Below are 24,023 nucleotides of genomic sequence, written 5' to 3'. Positions count from 1 at the left end.
GTCAGCCGGCGGTCCCGTGGCACTGCTTGTACTTCTTGCCCGACCCGCACGGGCACGGGGCGTTCCGGGCCGGAGCCTTGCTCCCGGTCACCGTGGCCGACTTCGCAGCACCGACCCGTCCACCCCGCGTCGGCTCCTCCGCGCCGTCGAGGGTGGGGGCCGAGTAGCTGAGCTGTGCAGCCGGCTTCGGCTCGTCGAGGCCCTTCACCGCCAACTCGGGGCCGGTGCCGGTGCGCGTCGGCGTGTCCTCCGACGGGGCCGTCGGAGCCGACGGAGCCGAGGTGCGGCGGGCCGTGCCGGCCGGGGCGCCGGTGTCCACCGCGGCGGCCGGCGAGGGCCCCTTCCAGGCGGCCGCGGCGGCCGCGGAGGCCTGGCGGGCCAGCACCCGCTCGTTGCCGGCGACGGCGCGCGCCAGCGCCTCGGCCTCGGCGGTGTCCTGCTTCGCCTTGGCCTCGGCCTCCTGCTGCTCCTTGGTCTTGACCTCCAGGTTGAACAGGAAGCCGACCGACTCCTCCTTGATGCCGTCGAGCATCGCGTTGAACATGTCGTAGCCCTCGCGCTGGTACTCCACGACCGGGTCGCGGTTGGCCATCGCGCGCAGGTGGATGCCGGCCCGCAGGTAGTCCATCTCGTAGAGGTGCTCGCGCCACTTGCGGTCCAGCACGCTCAGCAGCACCCGGCGCTCGAGCTCCCGGGTGACGTCGCCGCCCAGGGTCTCCTCGCGCACCTCGTACTGCGCCTGGACGTCGGCCAGGAGCTCGCGCTTGAGCACGTCGGCGGTGAGCCCGGACTGGTCGCCCTCGGAGTGCTCGGCGAGGAACTCCTCGACGGTGACCCCGACCGGGTACAGCGCCTTGAGACCGGTCCAGAGCTGGTCGAGGTCCCAGTCCTCGGCGTAGCCGGCCTCGGTGGCGCCGTCGACGTAGGCACCGACGACGTCGTCGAGCATCGACTCGACCTGCTCGTGGAGGTCCTCGCCGTCGAGCACCTTGCGCCGCTCGTCGTAGATGACGGTGCGCTGCCGGTTGAGGACCTCGTCGTACTTGAGGACGTCCTTGCGGGTCTCGAAGTTCTGCTGCTCGACCTGGGTCTGCGCCGAGCGGATGGCCCGGCTGACCATCTTGGACTCGATCGGCTGGTCCTCGGGGACCCGCAGGGTGGTCATCATCGACTCGAGCATCGGGCCGTTGAACCGGCGCATGAGGTCGTCGCCCAGCGACAGGTAGAACCGGGACTCCCCCGGGTCGCCCTGCCGGCCGGAGCGGCCGCGCAGCTGGTTGTCGATGCGGCGGCTCTCGTGCCGCTCGGTGCCCAGCACGTAGAGACCGCCGGCCTCGACGACCTCCTCGTGCTCCTTGGCGACCTGAGCCTTGGCCTGCGCCAGGGCGTCGTCCCAGGCGGCCTCGTACTCCTCGGGGGTCTCCGTGGGCGTCAGGCCGCGGGCGCGCAGCTCGTCGTCGGCGATGACCTCGGGGTTGCCGCCGAGCTGGATGTCGGTGCCGCGGCCGGCCATGTTGGTGGCCACGGTGACCGCCGCGAGCCGCCCGGCCTGGGCCACGATCGCGGCCTCGCGGGCGTGGTTCTTGGCGTTGAGCACCTCGTGCGGGATGCCCCGCTTGAGCAGCACCTTGGACACCATCTCGGACTTCTCGACGCTGGCGGTGCCGACCAGGACCGGCTGCCCGGCGTCGACCCGCTCGGCGATGTCGTCGACGACGGCGTCGAACTTGGCCTTCTCGGTCTTGTAGATGACGTCGGAGCGGTCCTCGCGGACCATCGGCCGGTTCGTCGGGATCGGCACGACGCCGACCTTGTAGGTCTGGTTCAGCTCGGCCGCCTCGGTCTGGGCGGTGCCGGTCATCCCGGCCAGCTTCTCGTAGAGCCGGAAGTAGTTCTGCAGGGTGATCGTGGCGAGGGTCTGGTTCTCGTCCTTGATCGCCACCTTCTCCTTGGCCTCGATGGCCTGGTGCATGCCCTCGTTGTAGCGGCGCCCGGCCAGCACGCGACCGGTGAACTCGTCGACGATGAGCACCTCGCCGTTGGTGACGATGTACTCGTGGTCCTTGTGGAAGAGCTCCTTGGCCTTGAGCGCGTTGTTCAGGTAGCCGATGAGCGGGGTGTTGACCGCCTCGTAGAGGTTGTCGATGCCGAGCTGGTCCTCGACGAACTCGACGCCCTCCTCGGTGATGGCGACGGTGCGCTTGGACTCCTCGACCTCGTAGTGCCGGTCGCGCTTGAGCAGCGGGGCGATCCGGGCGAACTCGCCGTACCACTTGGCCGACTGCTCGGCCGGACCGCTGATGATCAGCGGGGTGCGGGCCTCGTCGATGAGGATCGAGTCGACCTCGTCGACGATCGCGTAGTGGTGGCCGCGCTGCACCAGGTCGCCCTGGGTCCAGGCCATGTTGTCGCGGAGGTAGTCGAACCCGAACTCGTTGTTCGTGCCGTGGGTGATGTCGTGGGCGTACTGCTCGCGTCGCTGGGCCGGCTTCTCGCCCGACAGGATCGTGCCGACCGAGAGGCCGAGGAAGCGGTGCACCCGGCCCATCCACTCGGCGTCGCGCTTGGCGAGGTAGTCGTTGGTGGTGACCACGTGCACGCCGTCACCGGTGAGCGCGTTGAGGTAGGCCGGCAGCACGCCGGTCAGGGTCTTGCCCTCACCGGTGCGCATCTCGGCGATGTTGCCCAGGTGCAGCGCCGCCCCGCCCATGAGCTGCACGCGGTAGTGCCGCTGGCCCAGCGTGCGCCCGGCACCCTCGCGGACCACCGCGAACGCCTCGGGGAGCATGGAGTCCAGCGACTCGCCGTCGGCGTACCGCGCCTTGAACTCGTCGGTCTTGGCCTGCAGCTCGGCGTCGGTCAGGTCGACGACGTCGGGCTCGAGGGACTCGACCGCGTCGGCGATCTTGGACAGCCGCCGGACGAGCTTGCCTTCGCCCGCGCGCAGGATCTTGGAGAACACCACGGCACCAGAGTAGTGCGGCCCCGCCACCTGCTCGGGTGGGTGACGCACCTGTGCGGCAGCTCAGCGCAGGACGAGCGTCCCGGCCCGCGGGTCCAGGACGACCTCCTTCGCCCCCGTGCGCATGCCCTCGAGCACGGTGTCGACGACGGCCGCCAGGTCGAAGCCGGCCGGGAGCCGCGGCGGGGTGCCGGCGAGCGCCCGGTCGACCAGGCCGGTGTCCACGTGCGGTGGCTTCACGTCCAGGACGGCGAGACCGCGGGGGCGCAGCTCGCGGCGCAGCACGGATGCCCACGCCGACAGCGCCGCCTTGGACGCCGAGTACTCGGCCATGTGCAGGGTGGGCGCATCGGCCACGACCGCGGACAGCAGGACGACGGCCCCGCCGTCGGCGAGGGACGGGAGGGCGGCCCGCACCAGGCTCATCGGGCCCAGCGTGTTCACCGCGAAGAGCTCCTCCACGACGGCGTCATCGGCGTCGGCCGCCGGACCGAAGGCCACCAGCCCGGTCGCCACCACGACGGCGTCCAGGCCACCCAGGCCCTCCGCGGCTGCCGCGGCTGCTGCGCGGCCGGACTCGACGTCGACGACGTCCACCCCCTGGGCGGGCACACCGCCCAGGTCGGCGGCCAGCACCGCCAGCCGTTCCGGGTCCCGTCCGGCGAGCGCCAGCCGGGCGCCGGCGGCGGCCAGCCCCCGAGCCAGCGCACCACCCAGCACCCCGGTCGCGCCGACCACCCACACCCGTGCACCCTGGAGCTCCACGGGCCGATCCTCCCCCGACACCGGCACTTGCGCTGGTCAGAACGGCGCCCTAGGTGAGCCGTACGCTGCGCGGGTGACCCGCGACGAGCTGTCCGACGATCTGCGCGCCTTCTTCACCGAGCGGCACCTGGCGACGCTGACCACCCTGCGGGCCGACGGCACGCCGCACGTGGTCCCCGTCGGGGTCACCTTCGACCTCGACACGCGCACGGCGCGGGTGATCACCTCCGGCACGTCGGTCAAGGCCGGGCACGTGCGGGACGGGGGCGGCACCGCGCGGGTGGCGGTCTGCCAGGTGGACGGTCGGCGCTGGACGACGCTGGAGGGGGCCGCGACGCTGCGCGAGGACCCGGCATCGGTGGCCGACGCCGTGCAGCGCTACGCGGCGCGCTACCGGCAGCCGCGGGTCAACCCGGCCCGGGTCGTCCTCGAGATCACCGTGGACCGGGTCCTCGGCAACGTCTGAACGCGCCGCCGGGCCGCCCCGGTGCGGGACGGCCCGGCGGTGTCGGCCCCGTGCGGGGACCGAGGGGGTCCTGGTTCAGACGCGGGCGGGTTCCCGGTCCGCGGCGCCCGGGGCGACGTCGACGACGGGCTCGCCGGACAACCGGATCAGGCCGTAGTCGTAGGCGTGCCGGCGGTAGACGACCGTCGGCTGGCCGGTCTTCGCGCAGGCGAAGAGGAAGAAGTCGTGCCCGACCAGCTCCATCTCGTGCAGGGCCTGGTCCACCGTCATGGGTGTCGCCGGGTGCTGCTTCTCCCGGACCACCTGTCCGGGCAGGTGCTCGGGCAGGTCGGTGCGGTGCTCGCCCTCGGCGAGTGCCGCGTCCCGCTCGACCGCGGAGGCGGCGTCGGCCAGGGCGGCCGAGCCGTCGAGCCGCACGCTGGCCGGGGTGCGTCGGCCGTGGTGGACCCGGCGGCGGTCGGCCGCGCGCCGCAGCCGGTTCTCCAGCTTGCCGACCGCGGCGTCCAGCGCGGACTGGAAGTGCTCCGCGCAGGCCTCGGCCCGCACGACGGGGCCCTTGCCCCGCAGGGTGATCTCCACGCGCTGGCAGTTCGCGGACTGGCGTGGGTTCTTCTCGTGGAGCAGCTCCACGTCGAAGCGTTCGATCTTGGCGTCGAACCGCTCCAGCTGGCCGACCTTGTCCTCGACGTGCTGCCGGAAGTGCTCGGGCACCTCGACGTTGCGACCTCGGACCACGATCTCCATGTGACCTCCCGAACTCGGGTGTGATCGACCCGACGCTAGCCCTGGACCGCCCGGTCCGACAGTGGGGACCACGGTTTCCCACCCTCCTCAGGGGTGACGCACCGTGAACACCCCAGGTCCCGGCTCGACCACGGGTCGTGACCGGCCGCGCGGGGTCGCGGCGACGACCGCGGCGACGACCGGCGTGTCGTGGCGACCCGCCGACGGCAGGAGGACGGCGGCGGCCTCGGTCATCGACGCGCCGCTGCTGACCACGTCGTCGACCAGCACCACCAGGCCGCGACCGGGCCGCACCGGCGCGCGCAGCACGAACGTGCCGGCCAGGTTCGCCCGGCGCTGCCGGGCGTCCAGCCCGGCGGAGTCCCGGACCCGGCCGCGTCGGCCCAGCAGGCGCTCGGTGGTCGCGGGCACCCCGGCCCGCCGCAGCTCGCGCAGCGCTGCGGAGGTCAGCTCGCCGACGTGGTCCCGGCCCCGCTCGCGGAGGGCGGCCCGGCTGCTGGGCAACGGCACCAGCACCACCGGACCGTGGTCGCCGGCAGCCGCGCGGACGACCACCACGGCCAGGGCGAGGGCCGCGCCCAGCGGCGCCGCGAGCTCGGCCCGGCCGCGTTCCTTGAAGGCGTTGACCACCGGCCGCACGGGGCCGGCGTACGCACCGGCCGCGACCGTCGGCGGGAACCCGTCGGGGTGCCGGCGGGGGGTGGCCAGCCGGGGCCGGGAGAGCAGCGCGGCGCAGCCCGGGCACAGCTGGCAGCCCGGCCGGCCGCAGCCGGCGCAGACCCGGGGCAGCACCAGGTCGACCAGCGGTTCGACCACCCGGCGCAGCACCGGTGCAGCCTCCCCCGGCCGCGGGCACCACGACCTGCCGCCGTCCGGCCTGTGCACGGACCCCCGCGCTGTGGACGACGGCGCCCGCGCAGGACGTCGACGTGCAACGCTGCGCCGTCGGCCTGGTTCAGGGGCCCGGGGCGAGCGCAGCGAGTCGTGGGGGGAACCAGGTCCTCCTAGAGCGGGTAGAAGGGTGCCCCGCCCGGCAGCGGTTCCTGCCCGCGCACCAGGGTCGACCAGGTCCCCGACACGAGCTGCCACAGCGTCCCGGCCGCCACCACCAGGGGCGTGCGGCTCGGCGCGGCGGCCACCGCCGTGGGCTGGCCCGGCAAGCCGGACCGGCTCAGCGCCGTCAGGTCCCAGCCATCGACCCCGACCGACCACGGCGCGGTGCCGTCCTCGTCCTGCGCACCGGCGAGCACCACCAGCTCCGACGCGGTGCGCCAGCCGACGTCCACGACCTGGGACAGGTCCGGCGCCACCGCGCGCAGGTCGCCGAGGGTCACCTGGTCGTCACTGCGCGCCACGGTGCCCACCAGCAGCTCCCCGCCGTCGGGCCCGTCGACCACCACGGCGGCACGCACGCCGTCCGGCGAGAGCTGGAACACCCGCACGGTGCCCAGCTCGGGCAGCGCCGGGGCGCTCACCGACTGGGGCGACCCGGTCGCCGGGACGCGGATCACCTCACCGCCGTCGCGGACCGTCCAGACCTCGGGGCGGGTGGCCGCCGTCGTGGGGTCGGTGAAGGTGCCCGCCGTCAGCACGGGGGCGAGCGCATCGCCGTAGGGCCCGACCAGCAGGGTGGCCGTGCCCCCGGCGGCGGCGACCGCGACGGTGGTCCCGAGCTGGTTGGTGCGCGCGTCGGCGGTGACCGCGGCGGCGGACAGCCCGTACTGGCCCGTGCCCGCCGGGCCCGGGGCCGCGTCCCCCGCCGTGACGGTGCGCAGCGCGCCGCCGGCGACGTAGTGGCCGACCGACACCGCGGGGACCGCGTCGGGGTCGAAGGAGGCCCAGTCGTCCACGGTCTGCACGTCGGGCACCCCCGGCACGTCGACCGGGGCCCCGTCGACCGAGACCCGGACGGCGCGGACGTCGTCGAGCTGGTCCAGCGACCAGACCAGCTGGGCGCAGAGCACGTTGAGCGCGTCCGAGGTGCCGGCGGGCAGCCCGGTGAGGTCGACGGTGGCCACCTGCTGGTCGATCCGGACGTTGCTGCGCAGCTCGACCCCGGCCAGCGGGTTGGTGACCCCGGCCGACAGGGTCGGGGACGGACCGGTCAGCAGCCGGTCGACCAGGGCGGTCGCCTGGGACTCCCCCGAGACCAGGAACCGGGGGTCGGGGACGACCCGGGTGGCGGTCGGGTCCAGGAAGTAGGCGTTGACCTCGTCGTAGGTGCGGGCGAAGTCGGGTTCCAGCTGCAGCAGGCCGTCGGTCGGGTCGGTGATGCGCCACTCGCCGTCCTCCTGCACGAGGCGGAACGTCTGGTCGAACGACTGCCCGTCACCGGTGGTGAACGAGCCCTGCTCGTCGACCCTGCCGACCAGTCCGGCGGTGACGGCCACCGTCCCGTCGTCCGAGGCCACCGGGGCGTAGTCGGCGCTGATCACGGTGATGCCGTCGGTGTCGCGCCAGCTGTCGGCGGCGTCGGAGGTGAGGAACTGCCGCGCGACCGGGTGGTTGCGGGTGGTGCTGGCCATCGCGTCGACGAAGCCGCGCACCACCTCCTCGGGGCTGGCGCCGGCGACCGGGGGCAGCGCCTCGATGCCGACGTCCTCGGGCGGGTCGGCGACCTGGGTGATCGGCACCGGGTCCGAGCTGGTGGGCACCGTGCCGCACCCGCCCAGCAGGACGGCGAGCCCGACGAGCCCCGCGCGGGCCCTCACCGCGGGCTCCGCGGGCGCCGGACGACCACCGGGCGCAGCGGCAGCGGGGAGCCGGTCAGCTCGGCCCCGGCGGTCAGCGGCAGGGTCAGCCGGAACTGGGCGCCCTGGTCGGGCTGGCCCCACACCTGCAGCCAGCCCCCGTGCAGCCGGGCGTCCTCCAGGCTGATCGACAGCCCCAGACCGGAGCCGCCGACGGTCCGCACCCGGGCAGGGTCGGCCCGCCAGAACCGGTCGAACACGTGCTGGGCCTCCTCGGAGTCCAGACCGATGCCGTGGTCCCGGACGGTGACCGCGGCCGCCGTGCGGTTGGCCGCGAGGGTGAGCTCGACGGGCCGGCCCGCGCCGTGCTCGACGGCGTTGCCGACCAGGTTGCGCAGCACCCGCAGCACGCGCCGGGCGTCGATCTCGGCGATGACCGGCCGGTCCGGGGTGCGCACCTCCAACCGGCAGCCCAACCGGTCGGCCAGGGAGGACATGTCCTCGACCACCCGACCCAGCAACGGGGCCAGGGCCGTGGGCTCGGCCTCCAGCTGCGCGGCGCCGGCGTCGTAGCGGCTGATCTCGAGCAGGTCCGACAGCATCAGCTCGAACCGGTTGACCTCGGCGTAGAGCAGCTCCGCCGACCGGGCCACGTGCGGGTCGAAGTCGGCCCGCGACTCGTGCAGCACCTCCGCGGCCATCTGCACGGTCGTCAGCGGGGTGCGCAGCTCGTGGGAGACGTCGGAGGTGAACCGCTGCTGCAGCTGCGACAGGCCCTCGAGCTGGGTGATCTGCTTCTGCAGGCTGTCGGCCATGGCGTTGAAGCTGGTGGCGAGCCGGGCGAGGTCGTCCTCGCCGTTGACCACCAGGCGCTCCTCGAGCTGGCCGGCGGCCAGCCGCTGGGCGCTGCTGGCCGCACGCCGGACCGGGTCGACCACCAACCGCGTGACCAGCACGCCGATGCCCACCACGAAGAGGGTCAGCGCGATGCCGCTGATGGCCACGGTGCTGCGGACCAGGGAGAGCGTCTGCTGCTCCTGGTCCAGCGGGAAGGCGTAGTAGAGGTCGACCTGCTCGCCGCTCTGGCCGTCGATCGGCACGGGGGCACCGATCAGCAGCGTCGGCACCGCCCGCAGGGACTCGTCGTCGACCAGCGCGTACTGCCAGACCTGGGTGCCGTCGTCGACGGCGGCGGTGAGCTCGGCGGGGAGGTCCGGGTAGAGGTACTGCCGGCTGGCCACCGGGCGGGCGATGTCACCGGTGCGGTAGACCAGGGCGGTGTCGAAGTTGCCGGCCTCGCCGTTGCGGCTCTGCAGCTCGCGCACGGTGCGGGCCAGGGTCGAGCGCACGCTGGCGGCGTCGCCGGTGACGATGCCCGAGACCTGCGACTGCGCGTAGGCGACCCCGGCCTGCGCCTGGTCGATCGCGGCGGCGCGCTTGACGGTGAGCAGCTGCGTGCTGATCTGCTGGAACAGCACGACGCTGACCACCACGACGACCACCCCGGCCACCAGCATCGTGATCGCCCCGATGCGCAGCTGGAGCGAGGACCGCCAGGCGTGCCAACCCGCCGACGCCCAGCCACGCAGGCGCGCCCGGACGGTCGTCACCGACGGGTCATGCGGGGCCGGCCTTGTAGCCCACCCCGCGCACGGTCAGCACGACCTCGGGGCGTTCGGGGTCGCGCTCGACCTTGGCCCGCAGCCGCTGCACGTGCACGTTGACCAGCCGGGTGTCCGCGGCGTGCCGGTAGCCCCACACCTGCTCGAGCAGCAGCTCGCGGGTGAAGACCTGGCGCGGCTTGCGGGCCAGCGCCACCAGCAGGTCGAACTCCAGCGGGGTCAGCGCGATCGGCGCGCCGGCGCGGCTGACCTGGTGGGCCGGGACGTCGATGGCCAGGTCGCCGATCGTCAGCGTCTCGGCCTGGCCGGTCTCGCCGCGACGCAGCTGCGAGCGCACCCGGGCCACCAGCTCGACGGGCTTGAACGGCTTGGTGACGTAGTCGTCGGCGCCGGCCTCGAGACCCTGGACGACGTCGATCGTGTCGCCCTTGGCGGTCAGCATGATGATCGGGACGCTGGACTGCGTGCGGATGTCGGCGCAGATCTGCAGGCCGTTGCGGCCGGGCAGCATGAGGTCCAGCAGCACCAGGTCGGGGCGGACCTGCTGGAAGGTGGCGACCGCCCGGGCGCCGTCGGAGACGAACGCGGGCTCGTAGCCCTCGCGCCGCAGCACGATGCCGAGCATCTCGGCCAGCGCGGCGTCGTCGTCGACGACCAGCACCCGGCCGCGGGTGGGACTGGGCAACGCAGCGGAGGACGGCACACCCCCATTGTGCGCGAGGTCGCGACGTTCCGGCCCCGCCACCCTCACCAAGGGTGTGCCGTCCTCACCACCATTGGTCAGGGCGGCACCCCGGTGATCAGGTCACCTGATCACCGGGGGCCGGGCTTCCTCAGTAGCGGTAGTGGTCGCTCTTGTACGGGCCCTCGACCGGGACGCCGAGGTAGTCGGCCTGCACCTTGGTCAGCTCGGTGAGCTTGACGCCGAGGGCGTCGAGGTGGAGGCGGGCGACCTTCTCGTCCAGGTGCTTGGGCAGCACGGTGACGCCGGGGGTCTGGCCCTCGTAGGCGGCGCGGTTGCCCCACAGCTCGATCTGGGCGAGCACCTGGTTGGTGAAGGAGTTGCTCATCACGAAGCTGGGGTGCCCGGTGGCGTTGCCCAGGTTCAGCAGCCGGCCCTCGGAGAGCACGATGATCGTGTGGCCGTCGGCGAAGCGCCACTCGTCGACCTGGGGCTTGATCGTCGTCTTCACGACGCCCGGGGTGCGGGTCAGGCCGGCCATGTCGATCTCGTTGTCGAAGTGCCCGATGTTGCCGATGATCGCCTGGTGCTTGGTGGCGGCCAGCTGCTCGGCCGAGATGATGTCCTTGTTGCCGGTCGTGGTGATGACGATGTCGGCGATGCCGATCACGTCGTCCAGGGTGGTGACCTGGAAGCCCTCCATGGCGGCCTGCAGCGCGCAGATGGGGTCGATCTCGGTGACGATGACCCGGGCGCCCTGGCCGCGGAGGGCCTCGGCGCAGCCCTTGCCGACGTCGCCGAAGCCGCAGACGACGGCGACCTTGCCGCCGATCATCACGTCGGTGGCCCGGTTGATGCCGTCGATGAGGGAGTGCCGGCAGCCGTAGAGGTTGTCGAACTTGCTCTTGGTGACCGAGTCGTTGACGTTGATCGCCGGGAACAGCAGGCGGCCGTCGCGGGCGAGCTCGTACAGGCGCAGGACACCGGTCGTGGTCTCCTCGGTGACGCCCTTGACGGCCTCGCCGATCCGGGTCCAGTACTGCTGGTCCTGGGCCAGGGTGTCGCGCAGCACCTGCAGCACGACCGAGAACTCCTCGCTGTCGGCGTCGGTGGTGTCGGGCACCGCGCCGTCGGCGGCGAACCGGGTGCCGAGGTGGACCAGCATGGTCGCGTCGCCGCCGTCGTCCAGGATCATGTTCGGGCCGACGACCGTGCCGGCCTCGTCGCGGAACTCGAACAGGCGCTGGGTGCACCACCAGTACTCCTCCAGCGACTCGCCCTTCCAGGCGAACACGGGGGTGCCGGACGGCGCGTCGACGGTGCCCTCGGGACCGACGGCGATGGCCGCGGCGGCGTGGTCCTGGGTGGAGAAGATGTTGCAGGAGACCCAGCGGACGTCGGCGCCCAGCGCGGTCAGGGTCTCGATGAGGACGGCGGTCTGCACGGTCATGTGCAGCGAGCCGGCGATCCGGGCGCCGGCCAGCGGCTGCTCCTCGCCGTACTCGGCGCGCAGCGCCATGAGGCCGGGCATCTCGTGCTCGGCGAGGGAGATCTCCTTGCGGCCGAAGCCGGCGAGGGAGAGGTCGGCGACCTTGAAGTCGCCGTCGGTCAGTACGCGTGCGCCAGTGCTGGCGGTCATGTCGCTCCAGAGTGTCCCGGCCGCGCCAGAGGGGCTGCGGCTGCGTCGGTCCTGTTCGTGAGCGAGCATGCCGAGGCTTCGGCGGGGCTCGTGCCGTCCCCCACGGTACCTGCTGGAACGGCGCGGCTGCAGGGGCCCGCAGCGCGCGGAGCGTGTCGTGGGGGGCAGCCGGGTCCTTCGTCAGACCGCGCGCAGACCCGTCGTGGCCCGGTAGAGGACGGCGGGGCCCTGGGCGTCGAGCGGTGCGCCCGCGGGGACGAACGCCGACTCACCGCGCCGCAGGACCAGGTCGCCGTCGTCGGTGGTCAGCACCGCGGTGCCCTCGGTGCACAGCAGCACCTGCGGACCCGAGGTGCGCAGGCTGCCGGGGTACTCGCCGAGCTCGCACCGGGTGAGGTCGAAGTCCTCCACCGGGACCGGGTAGCGCAGCCCGCCGGGCCCGAGCACGGGGTGGATGACCGGGACGCGCCCGTCGGTGAAGTCCAGCACCTCGACCAGCGCGGCGAGGTCCACGTGCTTGGCGGTGAGACCACCCCGGAGCACGTTGTCCGAGCTCGCCATGACCTCGATGCCGGCGCCGCAGAGGTAGGCGTGCAGGTTGCCCGCAGGCAGGAAGACCGCCTCGCCCGGGGCGAGCTTGAGGTGGTTGCACAGCAGCGAGATGACCACCCCGATGTCCCCGGGGTAGGTCTCGGCCAGGGAGGCGGCCCAGCGGTAGGTGTTGATGAACTCGGGGTCGTGCGCGGCCACGAACGTGGCCGCCTTCTCGGCCACGGCGGTCACCAGGGACTGCCGGCGCCGGGTCGACAGGGCCAGCAACTGGGGGATGGCGACCTGCAGGCCACCCCGCGCCAGCGACGCGATGGTGGGCTTGAGCTCGGGCAGCTGCAGCTTGGCCAGGCAGTGCAGCGACTCCTCGACCGGCCGGAACCCGCACAGCGCCTCGACCGGCGTCGTGGCCAGCAGGATCTCGGGCTTGTGGAACGGGTCCTTGAACGAGCGCGTGGGGTCGTCGTGCGGGACGCCGGCGGCCTCCTCGGCGGCGAACCCGACCTCGGCCTGGGTGGTGCTGGGGTGCGCCTGCAGGGACAGCGGGCGGTCGGCGGCCAGCACCTTCATCAGGAACGGCAACCGGTCACCGAACCGCAACCGCACGGCCTCGCCCAGCAGGCGTGCCGGCTCGGCGGTGATGGCCGCGTCGAGACCGCGGCCGTCGGCGAGCACGCTGGGGGCGTCGGGGTGCGCGCCCATCCAGAGCTCGGCGTGCGGCTGGGCAGCCGGGGTCGCCTCGCCGATCAGCTCCGGGATGACCGTGTGGCTGCCCCACGGGTAGTGCCGGATCGAGTTCGTCAGCTGCCACATCGTGCGCGAGGCTACCGGGGCGAGGGTCACCCTTCGGGCGTCGGCAACCCCGTACCGGAACTTGAGGACGACGCGGGGGTGGCCGCCGCTCCGGTGCGGCGGATGTCGGGCTCCAGGTAGATGACCGTGGCGATCGGCACGGCCGACCGGATCCGGGCCTCGGCCTCGTCGATCGCCCGGGCGACGGCCTCGGCGGTGTCGTCGTGCCGCACCGCGATCTTGGCCGCCACCAGCAGCTCCTCGGGCGCCAGGTGCTGGGTGCGCAGGTGGATCACCGACTCGACGTGCTCACCGCCCTCGAGGGCGGCCCGGATGTCGCCCTGCATGTCCGGGGTGGCGGCCTCGCCGAGCAGCAGGCTCTTGGTCTCGACGGCCAGCACGGACGCGACGGCGATCAGCAGGACGCCGATGGCCACCGTGCCCAACCCGTCGTAGACCCCGCTGCCGGTGGCGGCGGTCAGCCCGACGCCGGCGAGGGCCAGGACCAGGCCGGTGAGCGCGGCGGTGTCCTCGAGCAGCACCACCGGCAGCTCGGGGGCGCGGGCGTGCCGGATGAAGGCCCAGTAGCTCTCCCCCGGCTTGCGGACGGCGTCGGTCTCCTTCATGGCGGTGCGCAGCGAGAAGGACTCCAGCACGATCGCCACACCCAGGACGCCGAAGGCCCAGACCGGGCTGGTCAGCTCCTCGGGCGAGACGATCTTGTGCACGCCCTCGTAGACGGCGAAGACCCCGCCGACGCTGAACAGCACCATCGCGACGAGGAAGCCGTACACGTACCGGTCGCGGCCGAAGCCGAACTGGTGCTGGGCCGTGGGACGACGCCGCGAGGTGCGGCCGCCGATGAGCAGCAGCACCTGGTTGCCGGAGTCGGCCACCGAGTGGATCGCCTCGGCCAGCATCGACGAGGCGCCGGTGACGAGGAAGGCGACGAACTTGGCGACCGCGATGCCCAGGTTGGCCGCCAGCGCCGCGAGGATGGCCTTCGGGCTGCCGCCGTGGCCCTCGTCGGCCTGGGTCGGGGTGGCCTCGGCCGGTTGCGTCACGGGAGGAGTGTGCCCCCCGCTCAGCGAGCCCGCTCGGCGTCGAGGGCCAGCGCCAGGTACACCGCCGTGAAGTCGGCCGCGGCCAGCTGACGGGCCACCCGGGCCAACCGGGGGGCACCCTCGGTGTCGCCCTGCTCGGCCAACCCGCTGACCGGGACGTTGCGCTCGGTCGCGGTGCGCAGCACCTCGCGCAGCGCCTCCGACGCCGACCGCGGATCGCGTTCCCCGGGCCCGTCGCCCCCGGAACCGCCGTCGCGGACCGTGATCAGCCGCAGCCGCCGGCCCTCGTCGTCCGTGCGGTCGCGGAAGAAGTCGTCGGCCTCCCCGGGGGCCAGCGGGCCACCCAGCACGGCGGTGGCGGCGACCCGCTGGTCGGGGAGCCGGAAGGACGTCACGGGGAGCCCGGCGAGCGTGGCCAGCTGGTCGGCGACGCGACCGGCGGCGGCCGCGGCGAGGGGCCCCTCGGCGGCGATCACCGGCAGCGCCTCGAGCAGCTCGAGCGCGAGGACCTTGGCGGGGTTCGCGTACGTCGGGACGACGGGGCCGCAGTCGGCCGCGACGGTGTCCAGGGCATCGGCCACGGCACCGGTGTCGGCCACCTCGGCGGACAGCAGGCCCAGGTCGGTCGCCAGCCGGAGCATGGGGGTCAGCAGCGACCACAGCGTGGTGTGCTGCACCCGGGTCGGCGGGAGCGGCACGTAGGGCGACCGGCTGCTCGCGCAGGCCGCGTGCAGCGGAGCCCCCTCGGCGCCGATGCCGACCACGGCGACGCCCCGGCGGGCCGCCTCGTAGGCCGGGGCCACGGCGTAGTGCCCCGCGCCCGTGCGGGTGGCCACCACCGCGACGTCGGAGGCCCCCATCCAGACCGGCAGCTGCGGGCCGGGCACCAGGTCGACCGTCACCGGGCTGGCCGGGCCCAGCAGGGCGCGCAGCACGGCGGCGGCCACGGCGCCCTCGCGGCGGCCGACGACCACCAGGCCGCGGGGACGTCCGGCGTCGGTGACCCGGCCCAGACCGGCCTCGGCCGTCAGCGCGGCGGTCTCCCGGACCTGCGCCCCGGCGCCGGCGACGGCCGGGAGCAGGCCGCGGGGGTCGCGGGCCCGCAGCAGCTGCGGGTCGTCCAGGACCTCCTCGGCCAGCTCCGGCGACGTCATGCGGTTGCCCCGCCCTGCTCCCGGTCACCGCGGTGCCGGGCCTCGTCGAGCAGCAGCACCGGGATGCCGTCGCGGACCGGGAAGGCCCGGTCGCAGGTGGTGCACAGCAGCTCGGCCGCCGGGACGTCGAGGGTCAGCGGGCTGTGGTGGGTGTCCGGGCAGGCCAGGATCTCCAGCAGCGACGGGTCGATGCCGAGCGTGTCGGGGTGGGTCGTGGTCATGAGCGCACCAACTCCAGGACGTGGTCGCGGATCTCGGTCATGCGGGCCTCGTCGGCTGCCTCGACGTTGAGCCGCAGCAGCGGTTCGGTGTTGCTGGCCCGCAGGTTGAACCAGGCACCGTCGGGCAGCCCCACGGTGAGCCCGTCCAGCTCGTCGAAGGTCACGCGGTCGTCGGCGGCGTAGGCCTGGCGGACCGCGGCCACCCGCCCGGCGGCGTCCGCGACCGTCGAGTTGATCTCGCCGGACGCGGCGTAGCGGCTGTAGGCGGCGGTCAGCTCGGACAGCGGGCGGGGCTGCTCCCCCAGCGCCGCCAGCACGTGCATGGCGGCCAGCATGCCGGTGTCGGCCCGCCAGAAGTCGCGGAAGTAGTAGTGCGCCGAGTGCTCACCGCCGAAGACGGCGTCGGTGCGGGCCATCTCGGCCTTGATGAAGCTGTGCCCGACCCGGGTGCGCACCGGCTCGCCGCCGTGCTCCCGGACGATCTCGGGCACCGCGGACGAGGTGATCAGGTTGTGGATGATCGTCGTCCCCACCCCGCGCGCCAGCTCGCGGACCGCCACCAGCGCGGTGACCGCCGACGGCGTGACCGGCTCGCCGCGCTCGTCGACCACGAACACCCGGTCGGCGTCGCCGTCGAAGGCCAGCCCGATGTCGGCCCCGTGCGCGGGGACGGCGGCCTGCAGGTCGACCAGGTTGGCCGGGTCCAGCGGGTTGGCCTCGTGGTTGGGGAAGGAGCCGTCGAGCTCGAAGTACATCGGCACGACCTCCAGCGGCAGCCCCGAGAGGACGACCGGGACGGTGTGCCCGCCCATGCCGTTGCCGGCGTCGACCACGACCTTGAGGGGGCGGACACCGGCGAGGTCGACCAGTCCGCGCAGGTGGTCGGAGTACTCGGCGAGGACGTCGCGGCTGCTGGCCGTGCCGGGTGCGGTGACCTCGCGGTCGAAGACGGCGACGCCGTCGAGCTGCTGCTCGGCCCAGGTGCGGATCTGCACCAGCCCGGAGTCCTGGCCGATCGGCGCCGCGCCCGCGCGGCACATCTTGATGCCGTTGTACTGCGCTGGGTTGTGGCTGGCGGTGAACATCGCGCCGGGCAGGTCGAGGCTGCCGGCGGCGAAGTAGAGCATGTCGGTCGAGCCCAGACCGGCCTCGACGACGTCCAGCCCGCGGCTGAGCACGCCCTCGGCGAAGGCCCGGGACAGCGGCACCGACGTCTCGCGCATGTCGTGGGCGGTGACCACCGCGGTCGCCCCGCTCTCGGCGTGCACGAACTCCGCGAACGCGGCGCCGATGACGCGGGCGACGTCCTCGTCCCACTGGTCGGGCACCACGCCGCGGACGTCGTAGGCCTTGATCAGCGACGACAGGTCAGGCATGGCGAGGAGCCTAGCCAGCGGCTCCGTCAGGGCAGGTTCGGCAGGACCCGCAGGTGCCCGCGGCGCGTGCCCGAACCGTCGTCGGCGGGGTCGCGCTCGGGCTCGGGGCGGGCCGCCTCGCGCACCGCGTCGGCCAGCGCCAGCAGGTCGTCACCGGTGGGGCCGGCGTCGTCGGTGTCGACCTCGTGCCGCACGACCTCCCAGCCCCGCGGCACGGTCAGCCGCTCGGCGTGGAACTCGCACAGGTCGTAGCTGTGCGGCTCGGAGTAGGTCGCCAGCGGACCGACGACGGCCGTGGACTCTGCGTAGACGTAGGTCAGGGTGGCCGCAGCCGGCTGCGCGCACCCACTGCGCGAGCAGCGCCGCGACTGCCTCACCACCGGATCCTCACGGCTGGCACCATAACCACGCCGACGGCACTTCGTCAGCAGGCACTCCGGTGCGGCACCCGAACGCCTGCCGGGTCGGGCACCCGGCGGGGCCGTCGTAGGCTCGCCCCGCCATGGACCGCACCCCTGCCCGCCGCCGCGACCGGCACGGTCGTGGCCTGCGCGGTCGGCTGGTCCCCCCGGGCGTGCCGCTGTCCCGCAGCCGGGCCGAGCAGTTCGACGACCTGGTCCTCGACGCGGTCGAGGACATCGAGCGGCGGTGGGAGCGCGAGCTGGCCGGGGTGGAGTTCGCGGTCGAGGACGTGCCGTGGGTGGACCACAGCAGCCCCGACGACGTCGTCCTGGACGCCGACGTGCTCGACGACGGCAGCGTGCCGCTGGCCCGGGTGCTGCCCGGGCGCCGCGAGGGCGGGGTCGAGCACCCACCGCGCATCGTGGTCTACCGCCGCCCGCTGGAGATCCGGGCGCACGACTCCGTCGACCTCGCCGACCTGGTGCGCGACGTGGTGGTGGACCAGGTGGCGGTCCTGCTGGGCCGCGACCCGGAGGAGATCGACCCGACCGGCTGACATGCTGGCCGGGTGGAGGACGGGGGTCGGGGGATGCGGGGACGACGACGAGGTGCAACCGACCCGGGTACGGCGCCGCCGGCCGGCCCGGTCGAGGCGGTCGAGGCGGTCGACGACCTCCCCGGCTTCTACGACAGCCCACCCGGTTCCCCCGCCGCGCTGACCGCGGCCCCCCCGCCCGTCGAACAGCGCGAGGCCCCGGCGGGCGACCCCGACTCCGCCCCGACCGACCCGCGTCGCCGCCGCTGGGTCGCCGCCGCCGCTGCGGCCGTCGTCCTCGTGGGGGCCGCGACCACGGTGGCCGTCGTCGCCGGGCAGGGCACCGACCACGCCCAGGGCGGCGGGACGGACACCACCGCGGACCGCACGTCCGCGTCGGCCACGTCGTCCACGTCGTCCAGGCCGGCCGCGTCGACCAGCCCGGCCGCCCCGCTGACCGCGGCCGCCGCCGGCGACCTCGCAGGTGTCGAGCTGTCCCCCGGCGGCGACGGGTTCACCGCGGCGCTGACCTGGACCGGCGTCGTCCTGGAACCCCGGGCCGTGGGCGTGACGGTCGCCTACCCGCAGCTGACCGTGAGCTCCGACGGCACGCAGGCGGTCGCCCACCTCGAGCTGGCCGTCTGGAACTGCCTGGCCGACACCCCACCCGCCGACCCGGCCACCGCCGACTGCCGCCGCTCGCTCACCGAGTACGCGGACCTCGGCTCACCGGACCTGCAGGTGACCCGCACGGCGGACGGGGTCGAGCTCGTCGGCACCTTCGCCACCTACACCCGCCCCAACGGGTCGCCCGAGGCCTACACCGGGCGCAGCTACCCCGTCGAGATCGGGATCACGCGGACGGCGGACGGCGCGTCCGGCACCCTCGGGCTCGGCAGCGGCGAGGCCACCGTGGTGCCCCCCGGTCAGCTCGACGACTGACGGCCGCGCCCGGACGCCGCGAGCGCGACCCAGGGCTGCCCCGGGGCCGTGGCCGCTCCCCCGGGCTGGCCGAAGCCCCACCAGGGCCGACGGGAGGCACCGTCGAGCACGGTCAGCAGCCCGGCGCGCGGCCGGCCCCCGTCGAGGACGACGGCGTGCTCCAGCGACCCGGCCGCGGCGTGCACCCGGGCGAGCGCCCGGAGGTCGGCCCGCCGGGCACCGGCGGGCCGGTGGTCCAGGAAGGTCGGCAGCCACCGCTCCAGGTCGGCCGGGCGGGTCGACCTGAGCACCGGCCCGACGGTGTCCAGGGAGTCCACCAGGGACCGGCTGCGGGAGGTCTGGAAGACGGCGCCGGTGCCGAGCCGGGCGCCGAGGGCGGCCAGCACCGGGTCACCCAGCGGCAGACCGGTCAGGTGGAGCTGCCACCGCCCGCGCGTGGTGGCCAGCAGGTCGGCGACACCGTCCGCGAGGTGGACCGCCACGTCGGGGTCGGCCACCGGCAACCGGCGGGGGGCGACACCCGGGGGGCCGGCCGGCCCCGGGTCACCCAGCAGCCGGAACACCGTGACCGGTCGGCCGCGCCGGACCTCGACCCGGGACGACAGCAGGGCCAGACCTGCTGGTCTGCCCTGCCGGTGCGCCTCGACGACCACCGCCCGGTGGCGCACCCGGGGGACGGGGGCCGGCGCCGCGTGCAGTGCGGCGGCCAGCCACGGCCCGCGGACGGTGGTGGGTGCTGCGAGCTCCCTCAGGAGCGGAGCTGCGGCGCGGATCTCCCGCACCACGCGGCGGGGACCCTCGACGACCCGGGTGAGCACGACCCCATGGTGACGTGCTGGAACGGCCCCCTCGCAGGGGCCCGGTGCGAGCTCGCGAGCACTGGGGGGCGAGGGGGTCCTTCTTCAGACGGCGCGGCGACGCAGCCGACGACGCTCGCGCTCGGAGAGCCCGCCCCAGATCCCGAACCGCTCGTCGTTGCCGAGGGCGTACTCCAGGCACTCCATCTTGACGTCGCACCCGGTGCAGATCTTCTTCGCCTCGCGGGTCGAGCCACCCTTCTCGGGGAAGAACGCCTCGGGGTCGGTCTCGGCGCACAGGGCGCGCTCCTGCCAGCCCTGGTCGTCCTCGTCCAGCCCGGCCGACCAGTTGACCGCCTGGAACCCGGTCGGACCGGCCGCGTAGCCGGTCTCCGCCGCCTGCTGCTGCTGCTTGTACTCGCTCAACCACGACACCTCGGCCATGACGATGCGTCCCCTCTCGCCTTCGTCACAGTGCGTGATCATCGGGCCACTCCCGATGCGCCGCACTCGGTGACATCGAGGGAATTACACGCGTGTCATTGGGGTGGGGTCAAGTTGAGTTGCGGTAGCGCCCAGCCCCAGAAGTCACAGGTGTCACGCAGGGTCTCGACAGCGTCACGAAAGCCGGAGACACGCCGCCGCCCTGCACAACATCTGCCCATGGTCACCCGGTAGTTGGTCCAGATCATTCCGACACGGATCCGGCATCGAGAACGTCTCTTGCCATCAGGCACCATGGTGTGCATGAGGATCGTGGTCGTCGCCGGCGGAGTGGGCGGAGCCCGATTCCTGTCCGGGGTGCGCGCCGCGGCCCCCGACGCGACCATCACGGCCGTCGTGAACACCGGCGACGACGTGACCCTGCACGGCCTGCGGATCTGCCCGGACCTCGACTCCGTGATGTACACGCTCGGTGACGGGATCGACCCCGAGCGCGGCTGGGGACGGCGTGCCGAGAGCTGGGTGGTCAAGGACGAACTGGCTGCCTACGGCGCCGAACCGACCTGGTTCGGACTCGGCGACCGCGACCTCGCCACCCACCTCGTGCGCACCCGCATGCTCGACGCCGGTTACCCGCTGTCGGAGGTCACCCTGGCCCTCGCGCAGCGCTGGCAGCCCGGGGTCACCCTGCTGCCGATGAGCGACCAGCGGGTCGAGACCCACGTGCTGGTCACCGACCCCGACACCGGCCGGCAGCAGGCCATCCACTTCCAGGAGTGGTGGATCCGGCACCGGGCCGCCCTGGACCCGGCCGCCTTCGTCCAGGTGGGTGTCGAGGACGCCCGCCCGGCCCCGGGGGTCGTCGAGGCCTTCGCCGAGGCCGACGCGGTGCTGATCGCCCCCTCGAACCCGGTCGTGTCCATCGGCACCGTGCTCGGCGTCCCCGGCCTGCGCGCCGCCCTGCTGGCCTCCCCGGCCCGGGTCGTCGGGGTCTCCCCGATCGTCGGCGGCGCCCCCGTCCGCGGGATGGCCGACCGCTGCCTCCCCGCGATCGGGGTCGAGGTCAGCGCCGAGGGGGTCGGCCGGCACTACGGCGCACGGTCCGACGAGGGCCTGCTGGACAGCTGGCTCGTGCACGAGACCGACACCGCCGACGTCCCCGGCGTCGACGTCCGGGCGGTGCCCCTGCTCATGGTCGACCCCGCCACCACGCAGGCGATGGCGGAGGCGGCGTTGAATGCCGCCCGTGGCTGACGACACCCTCTCGATCCACGCGGTACCGGGGCTCCCCGAGTTCGCCCCCGGTGACGACCTGGCCACCTCGATCGCCGGTGCCGCGCCCTGGCTGGCCGACGGCGACGTCGTGGTCGTCACCTCCAAGGTGGTCAGCAAGGTCGAGGGGAACCTGGTCCGGGTCGCCCCGGGCGAGGACCGGGAGGCGGTGCGGCAACGGGCCGTCGACGCCGAGACGGTGCGGGTGGTGGCCCGGCGCGGGCCGCTGAAGATCGTCGAGACCCGGCACGGGTGGGTGGTGGCCGCCGCCGGCATCGACGCCTCGAACGTCGCCGCCGACACCCTGGTGCTGCTCCCCGTGGACGCCGACGACTCCGCACGGCGGCTGCGGTCGGACCTGCGCGACCTCCTGGGGGTCACCGTCGCCGTCGTCGTGAGCGACACCTTCGGCCGGACCTGGCGCGACGGGCTCACCGACGTCGCCGTCGGGTCGGCCGGGCTGCCGGCGCTGGTCGACCACCGGGGGTCCGTCGACGCCCACGGCAACCGGCTGGAGACCACCCAGGTGGCCCTGGTCGACGAGCTGGCCGCCGCCGCCGACCTGGTGAAGGGCAAGCTCGCCGGCGTCCCCGTGGCCGTCGTCCGCGGTCTGCGGTTCACCGCCCCGGCCGACGACGCCGGCACCCGGCCGCTGGTCCGGCTCGGTCCCGGTGACCTCTTCGCCCTCGGCACCCGCGACCTGGTCCCCGCCCGGGCGCCGGCCACCGGCATCGAGGTCCGCGCCGGCGCGCCGGAGGCGGTGGCGGCCGCGTTGCGGGTCGCCTCGGCGGCCCTGCCCGAGTTCCCGGTGGTGTTCGCCTACGGCAGCGACGACCCCGGCCTCGTCGACCTGCACCTGACCGACGCCTGGACGACCACCACCGCCCTCAACCTGGGGGCCTTGCTGGGCGCCGCGCTGGTGCAGCTGCACGCCGAGGGCTGGGCCACGCGCTGGGAGCCCGTCGGCACGCCCGGCGGCTCGTCGCTGGTCGGCCGGCTCCGGGTGGGGTCGCCCGCCGTCATCCCCGGGACCCCACCCGCATCGCCTCGCTGAGCGCCGCTCGCCAGTCGCGGCGCGCGGTCAGGCCGGCTGCGTCCCAGACGCTGCCGTCCAGGACCGAGTAGGCGGGGCGGGGCGCGGGGCGCACGAAGGCGGCCGAGGTGGTCGGCACGACCCGCGCGGGGTCGGCGCCGAGCTCCTCGAAGACCGCCCGGGCCAGCCCGCACCAGCTGACCTCGCCGGTGTCGGTGAAGTGCAGCAGCCGGGGCTGGTCGCCCTCGGCCGACCCGAGGGCGACCAGGCCGGCGGCCAGGTCGGCCGACCAGGTGGGTGAACCGATCTGGTCGTCGACGACCGAGACCGTCTCCCGCTGCGCCTCGAGCCCGGTCATCGTGGCGACGAAGTTGCCGCCGTGCCGGCTGTGCACCCAGGCGGTCCGGACCACCGCGTGGTCGTCGTCCACCGCCGCGACCGCCCGTTCCCCGGCGGCCTTGGTGCGTCCGTACGCCGACCGCGGGGCGGTCGGCGTGTCGACCGGGTAGGGCTGCGTGGCCGTGCCGTCGAAGACGTAGTCGGTCGACACGTGCACCAGCCGCCCCCGCCCGGCCAGCTCCTGCGCCAGCCAGCCCGGGGCGTGCCCGTTGACGACCAGCGCCGTGCCCTCGTCGTCCTCGGCGGCGTCCACGGCCGTGTAGGCGGCCGCGTTGAGCACCACCGCCCGGTCGGCCGACGAGGCCGCCAGCCACGACTGGACCGCACCGCGGACGGACCCCTCGTCGGTGAGGTCCACCTCGGCGCGGCCGACCGCGGTGACCTGGTCGCCGGACCGGCCGGCCAGGACGGCCAGCAGGTCACGGCCGAGCTGCCCGCGGGCTCCGGTGACCAGCCAGGCGGTGCTCACGACCGGGCCGTCGCCGCCGCAGCCTTGAGGGGCTCCCACCAGGCCCGGTTGTCCCGGTACCACTGCACGGTCAGCGCCAGGCCGTCCTCGAACGTCGTCCGCGGCGCGTAGCCGAGCTCGCCGGTCTTGGAGTAGTCGACCGAGTAGCGCTTGTCGTGGCCGCCGCCGCGGGGGTCGACGATCTCCTCGACGTAGCTCCAGTCGCGACCGGTCGCCGCGAGCAGCTGCTCGGTCAGCTCCCGGTTGGACAGCTCGCGACCGCCGCCGATGTTGTAGTACTCCCCCGGCGCGCCATTCTCGACCACGAGCTGGATGCCCCGGCAGTGGTCGTCGACGAACAGCCAGTCGCGCACGTTGGCGCCGACCCCGTAGAGCGGCACCGGGTGCCCGTCGAGCAGGTTGGTGACGAACAGCGGGATGACCTTCTCGGGGAAGTGGTAAGGCCCGTAGTTGTTGCTGCACCGGGTGATGGAGATGTCCAGCCCGTACGTCTTCGCGTAGGCCCGGGCGATGAGGTCGCTGCCGGCCTTGGCCGCCGAGTACGGCGAGTTGGGCTCGAGGAGGTGGTCCTCGACCCAGGAGCCCTCGTCGATGGATCCGTAGACCTCGTCGGTGGACACGTGCACGACCCGGCCCACGCCGTGCCGCAGGCAGGCCTCGAAGACCTGCTGGGCCCCCAGCACGTTGGTCAGCACGAACTCCGCGGCGCCGGTGATGGAGCGGTCGACGTGCGACTCCGCGGCGAAGTTCACGACCACGTCGTGCCCGGGCAGGGCGGCGTCGAGGTCGTCGGGTGAGCAGATGTCGCCCCGGACGAAGCGGTAGCGCGGGTCGTCGGACACCGGGGCGAGGTTGGCCAGGTTCCCGGCGTAGGTCAGCTTGTCGAGGACGGTGACCTCGGCGTCCTCGAACCCCGGGTAGCCACCGGTGAGCATCGTGCGGACGTAGTGGGAACCGATGAACCCGGCACCGCCGGTGACGAGGACGCGCATGGGGGGACGGTA

Annotated in this window: 23 protein-coding genes; 5 read left to right on the top strand and 18 right to left on the bottom strand. The window is 74.1% G+C overall.

Features of this window, described 5'->3' with window-relative positions:
• Position 1 precedes the first annotated feature (1 nt).
• Together secA and BLS67_RS06995 are read right to left on the bottom strand one after the other, a co-directional pair.
• Positions 2–2,965, bottom strand: coding sequence for a preprotein translocase subunit SecA (gene secA / locus BLS67_RS07000; RefSeq protein WP_091242169.1), 2,964 nt, complete (start codon positions 2,963–2,965; stop codon positions 2–4).
• Positions 2,966–3,025: 60 nt separating this feature from the next.
• Complete coding sequence (locus BLS67_RS06995; RefSeq protein WP_091242164.1) at positions 3,026–3,727, bottom strand: SDR family NAD(P)-dependent oxidoreductase; 702 nt, start codon at positions 3,725–3,727, stop codon at positions 3,026–3,028.
• A gap of 73 nt (positions 3,728–3,800) precedes the next feature.
• Here BLS67_RS06995 and BLS67_RS06990 point away from each other — a divergent pair, with 73 nt between their 5' ends.
• Positions 3,801–4,193: a PPOX class F420-dependent oxidoreductase gene (locus BLS67_RS06990; protein WP_091242160.1), complete on the top strand. Its 393-nt coding sequence runs from the start codon at positions 3,801–3,803 to the stop codon at positions 4,191–4,193.
• Between the two features lie 75 nt (positions 4,194–4,268).
• On the opposite strand, the gene hpf is transcribed toward BLS67_RS06990, so the two are convergent.
• The 12 genes from hpf to BLS67_RS06930 form a co-directional block, all read right to left on the bottom strand.
• Entirely contained in the window at positions 4,269–4,937 is a 669-nt protein-coding gene (gene hpf / locus BLS67_RS06985) for a ribosome hibernation-promoting factor, HPF/YfiA family (protein ID WP_091242154.1), read from the bottom strand.
• Positions 4,938–5,024: 87 nt separating this feature from the next.
• Positions 5,025–5,765 (bottom strand): ComF family protein, encoded by a 741-nt coding sequence (locus tag BLS67_RS06980; RefSeq protein ID WP_091242151.1) that lies wholly within the window; start codon positions 5,763–5,765, stop codon positions 5,025–5,027.
• A 176-nt stretch (positions 5,766–5,941) separates the two neighbouring features.
• A complete protein-coding gene (locus BLS67_RS06975; protein WP_091242148.1) occupies positions 5,942–7,648 on the bottom strand; it encodes an LpqB family beta-propeller domain-containing protein in 1,707 nt (568 codons plus the stop codon).
• Positions 7,645–9,237, bottom strand: coding sequence for an MtrAB system histidine kinase MtrB (mtrB, locus tag BLS67_RS06970; RefSeq protein ID WP_242653874.1), 1,593 nt, complete (start codon positions 9,235–9,237; stop codon positions 7,645–7,647). Before mtrB ends, BLS67_RS06975 begins: the two co-directional genes overlap by 4 nt.
• A 7-nt stretch (positions 9,238–9,244) precedes the next feature.
• Positions 9,245–9,952, bottom strand: a complete 708-nt coding sequence (gene mtrA / locus BLS67_RS06965; RefSeq protein ID WP_278247117.1) for an MtrAB system response regulator MtrA — start codon at positions 9,950–9,952, stop codon at positions 9,245–9,247.
• 130 nt (positions 9,953–10,082) lie between these two features.
• Positions 10,083–11,570 carry an adenosylhomocysteinase gene (gene ahcY, locus BLS67_RS06960; protein WP_091242144.1) on the bottom strand — a complete coding sequence of 496 codons (1,488 nt, stop codon included), beginning with the start codon at positions 11,568–11,570 and terminating at the stop codon, positions 10,083–10,085.
• 180 nt (positions 11,571–11,750) lie between these two features.
• Positions 11,751–12,932 (bottom strand): mannose-6-phosphate isomerase, class I, encoded by a 1,182-nt coding sequence (manA, locus tag BLS67_RS06955; protein ID WP_091243004.1) that lies wholly within the window; start codon positions 12,930–12,932, stop codon positions 11,751–11,753.
• Positions 12,933–12,958: 26 nt separating this feature from the next.
• Positions 12,959–13,975 carry a cation diffusion facilitator family transporter gene (locus BLS67_RS06950; protein ID WP_091242141.1) on the bottom strand — a complete coding sequence of 339 codons (1,017 nt, stop codon included), beginning with the start codon at positions 13,973–13,975 and terminating at the stop codon, positions 12,959–12,961.
• Between the two features lie 20 nt (positions 13,976–13,995).
• Entirely contained in the window at positions 13,996–15,129 is a 1,134-nt protein-coding gene (locus BLS67_RS06945; RefSeq protein WP_091242138.1) for an SIS domain-containing protein, read from the bottom strand.
• The gene (locus tag BLS67_RS06940) at positions 15,126–15,350 is read right to left on the bottom strand and encodes a Trm112 family protein (RefSeq protein ID WP_091242134.1); all 225 of its coding nucleotides are present in this window, start codon (positions 15,348–15,350) and stop codon (positions 15,126–15,128) included. The genes BLS67_RS06945 and BLS67_RS06940 overlap by 4 nt, the downstream gene beginning before the upstream one ends.
• Positions 15,347–16,726, bottom strand: coding sequence for a phosphomannomutase/phosphoglucomutase (locus tag BLS67_RS06935; protein ID WP_091242131.1), 1,380 nt, complete (start codon positions 16,724–16,726; stop codon positions 15,347–15,349). Before BLS67_RS06935 ends, BLS67_RS06940 begins: the two co-directional genes overlap by 4 nt.
• Before the next feature lie 26 nt (positions 16,727–16,752).
• A complete protein-coding gene (locus BLS67_RS06930; protein WP_091242127.1) occupies positions 16,753–17,103 on the bottom strand; it encodes a DUF3499 domain-containing protein in 351 nt (116 codons plus the stop codon).
• Positions 17,104–17,228: 125 nt separating this feature from the next.
• Between BLS67_RS06930 and BLS67_RS06925 the strand changes: the two genes are divergently transcribed.
• Together BLS67_RS06925 and BLS67_RS06920 are read left to right on the top strand one after the other, a co-directional pair.
• Positions 17,229–17,684, top strand: a complete 456-nt coding sequence (locus tag BLS67_RS06925; RefSeq protein ID WP_091242123.1) for a metallopeptidase family protein — start codon at positions 17,229–17,231, stop codon at positions 17,682–17,684.
• Positions 17,685–17,696: 12 nt separating this feature from the next.
• Positions 17,697–18,605, top strand: a complete 909-nt coding sequence (locus tag BLS67_RS06920; RefSeq protein WP_131801690.1) for a hypothetical protein — start codon at positions 17,697–17,699, stop codon at positions 18,603–18,605.
• Here BLS67_RS06920 and BLS67_RS06915 read toward each other — a convergent pair.
• A complete protein-coding gene (locus BLS67_RS06915; protein ID WP_091242115.1) occupies positions 18,590–19,423 on the bottom strand; it encodes a GNAT family N-acetyltransferase in 834 nt (277 codons plus the stop codon). The two genes, BLS67_RS06920 and BLS67_RS06915, sit on opposite strands and share 16 nt — an antisense overlap.
• Before the next feature lie 84 nt (positions 19,424–19,507).
• A complete protein-coding gene (locus BLS67_RS06910) occupies positions 19,508–19,846 on the bottom strand; it encodes a WhiB family transcriptional regulator (RefSeq protein ID WP_091242111.1) in 339 nt (112 codons plus the stop codon).
• A gap of 303 nt (positions 19,847–20,149) precedes the next feature.
• On the opposite strand from BLS67_RS06910, the gene cofD reads away from it, so the two are divergent.
• Positions 20,150–21,100 (top strand): 2-phospho-L-lactate transferase, encoded by a 951-nt coding sequence (gene cofD / locus BLS67_RS06905; RefSeq protein WP_091242108.1) that lies wholly within the window; start codon positions 20,150–20,152, stop codon positions 21,098–21,100.
• A complete protein-coding gene (locus BLS67_RS06900) occupies positions 21,093–22,172 on the top strand; it encodes a coenzyme F420-0:L-glutamate ligase (protein WP_242653873.1) in 1,080 nt (359 codons plus the stop codon). Before cofD ends, BLS67_RS06900 begins: the two co-directional genes overlap by 8 nt.
• Here BLS67_RS06900 and rfbD read toward each other — a convergent pair.
• The gene (gene rfbD, locus BLS67_RS06895; protein ID WP_091242101.1) at positions 22,138–23,019 is read right to left on the bottom strand and encodes a dTDP-4-dehydrorhamnose reductase; all 882 of its coding nucleotides are present in this window, start codon (positions 23,017–23,019) and stop codon (positions 22,138–22,140) included. The genes BLS67_RS06900 and rfbD overlap by 35 nt on opposite strands.
• Positions 23,016–24,011 carry a dTDP-glucose 4,6-dehydratase gene (rfbB, locus tag BLS67_RS06890; protein WP_091242097.1) on the bottom strand — a complete coding sequence of 332 codons (996 nt, stop codon included), beginning with the start codon at positions 24,009–24,011 and terminating at the stop codon, positions 23,016–23,018. Before rfbB ends, rfbD begins: the two co-directional genes overlap by 4 nt.
• Positions 24,012–24,023: the final 12 nt, after the last annotated feature.

It is taken from the genome of Klenkia soli, assembly GCF_900103975.1.
GTDB lineage: Bacteria > Actinomycetota > Actinomycetes > Mycobacteriales > Geodermatophilaceae > Klenkia > Klenkia soli.
This window is presented reverse-complemented; position numbering and strand designations above follow the sequence as displayed.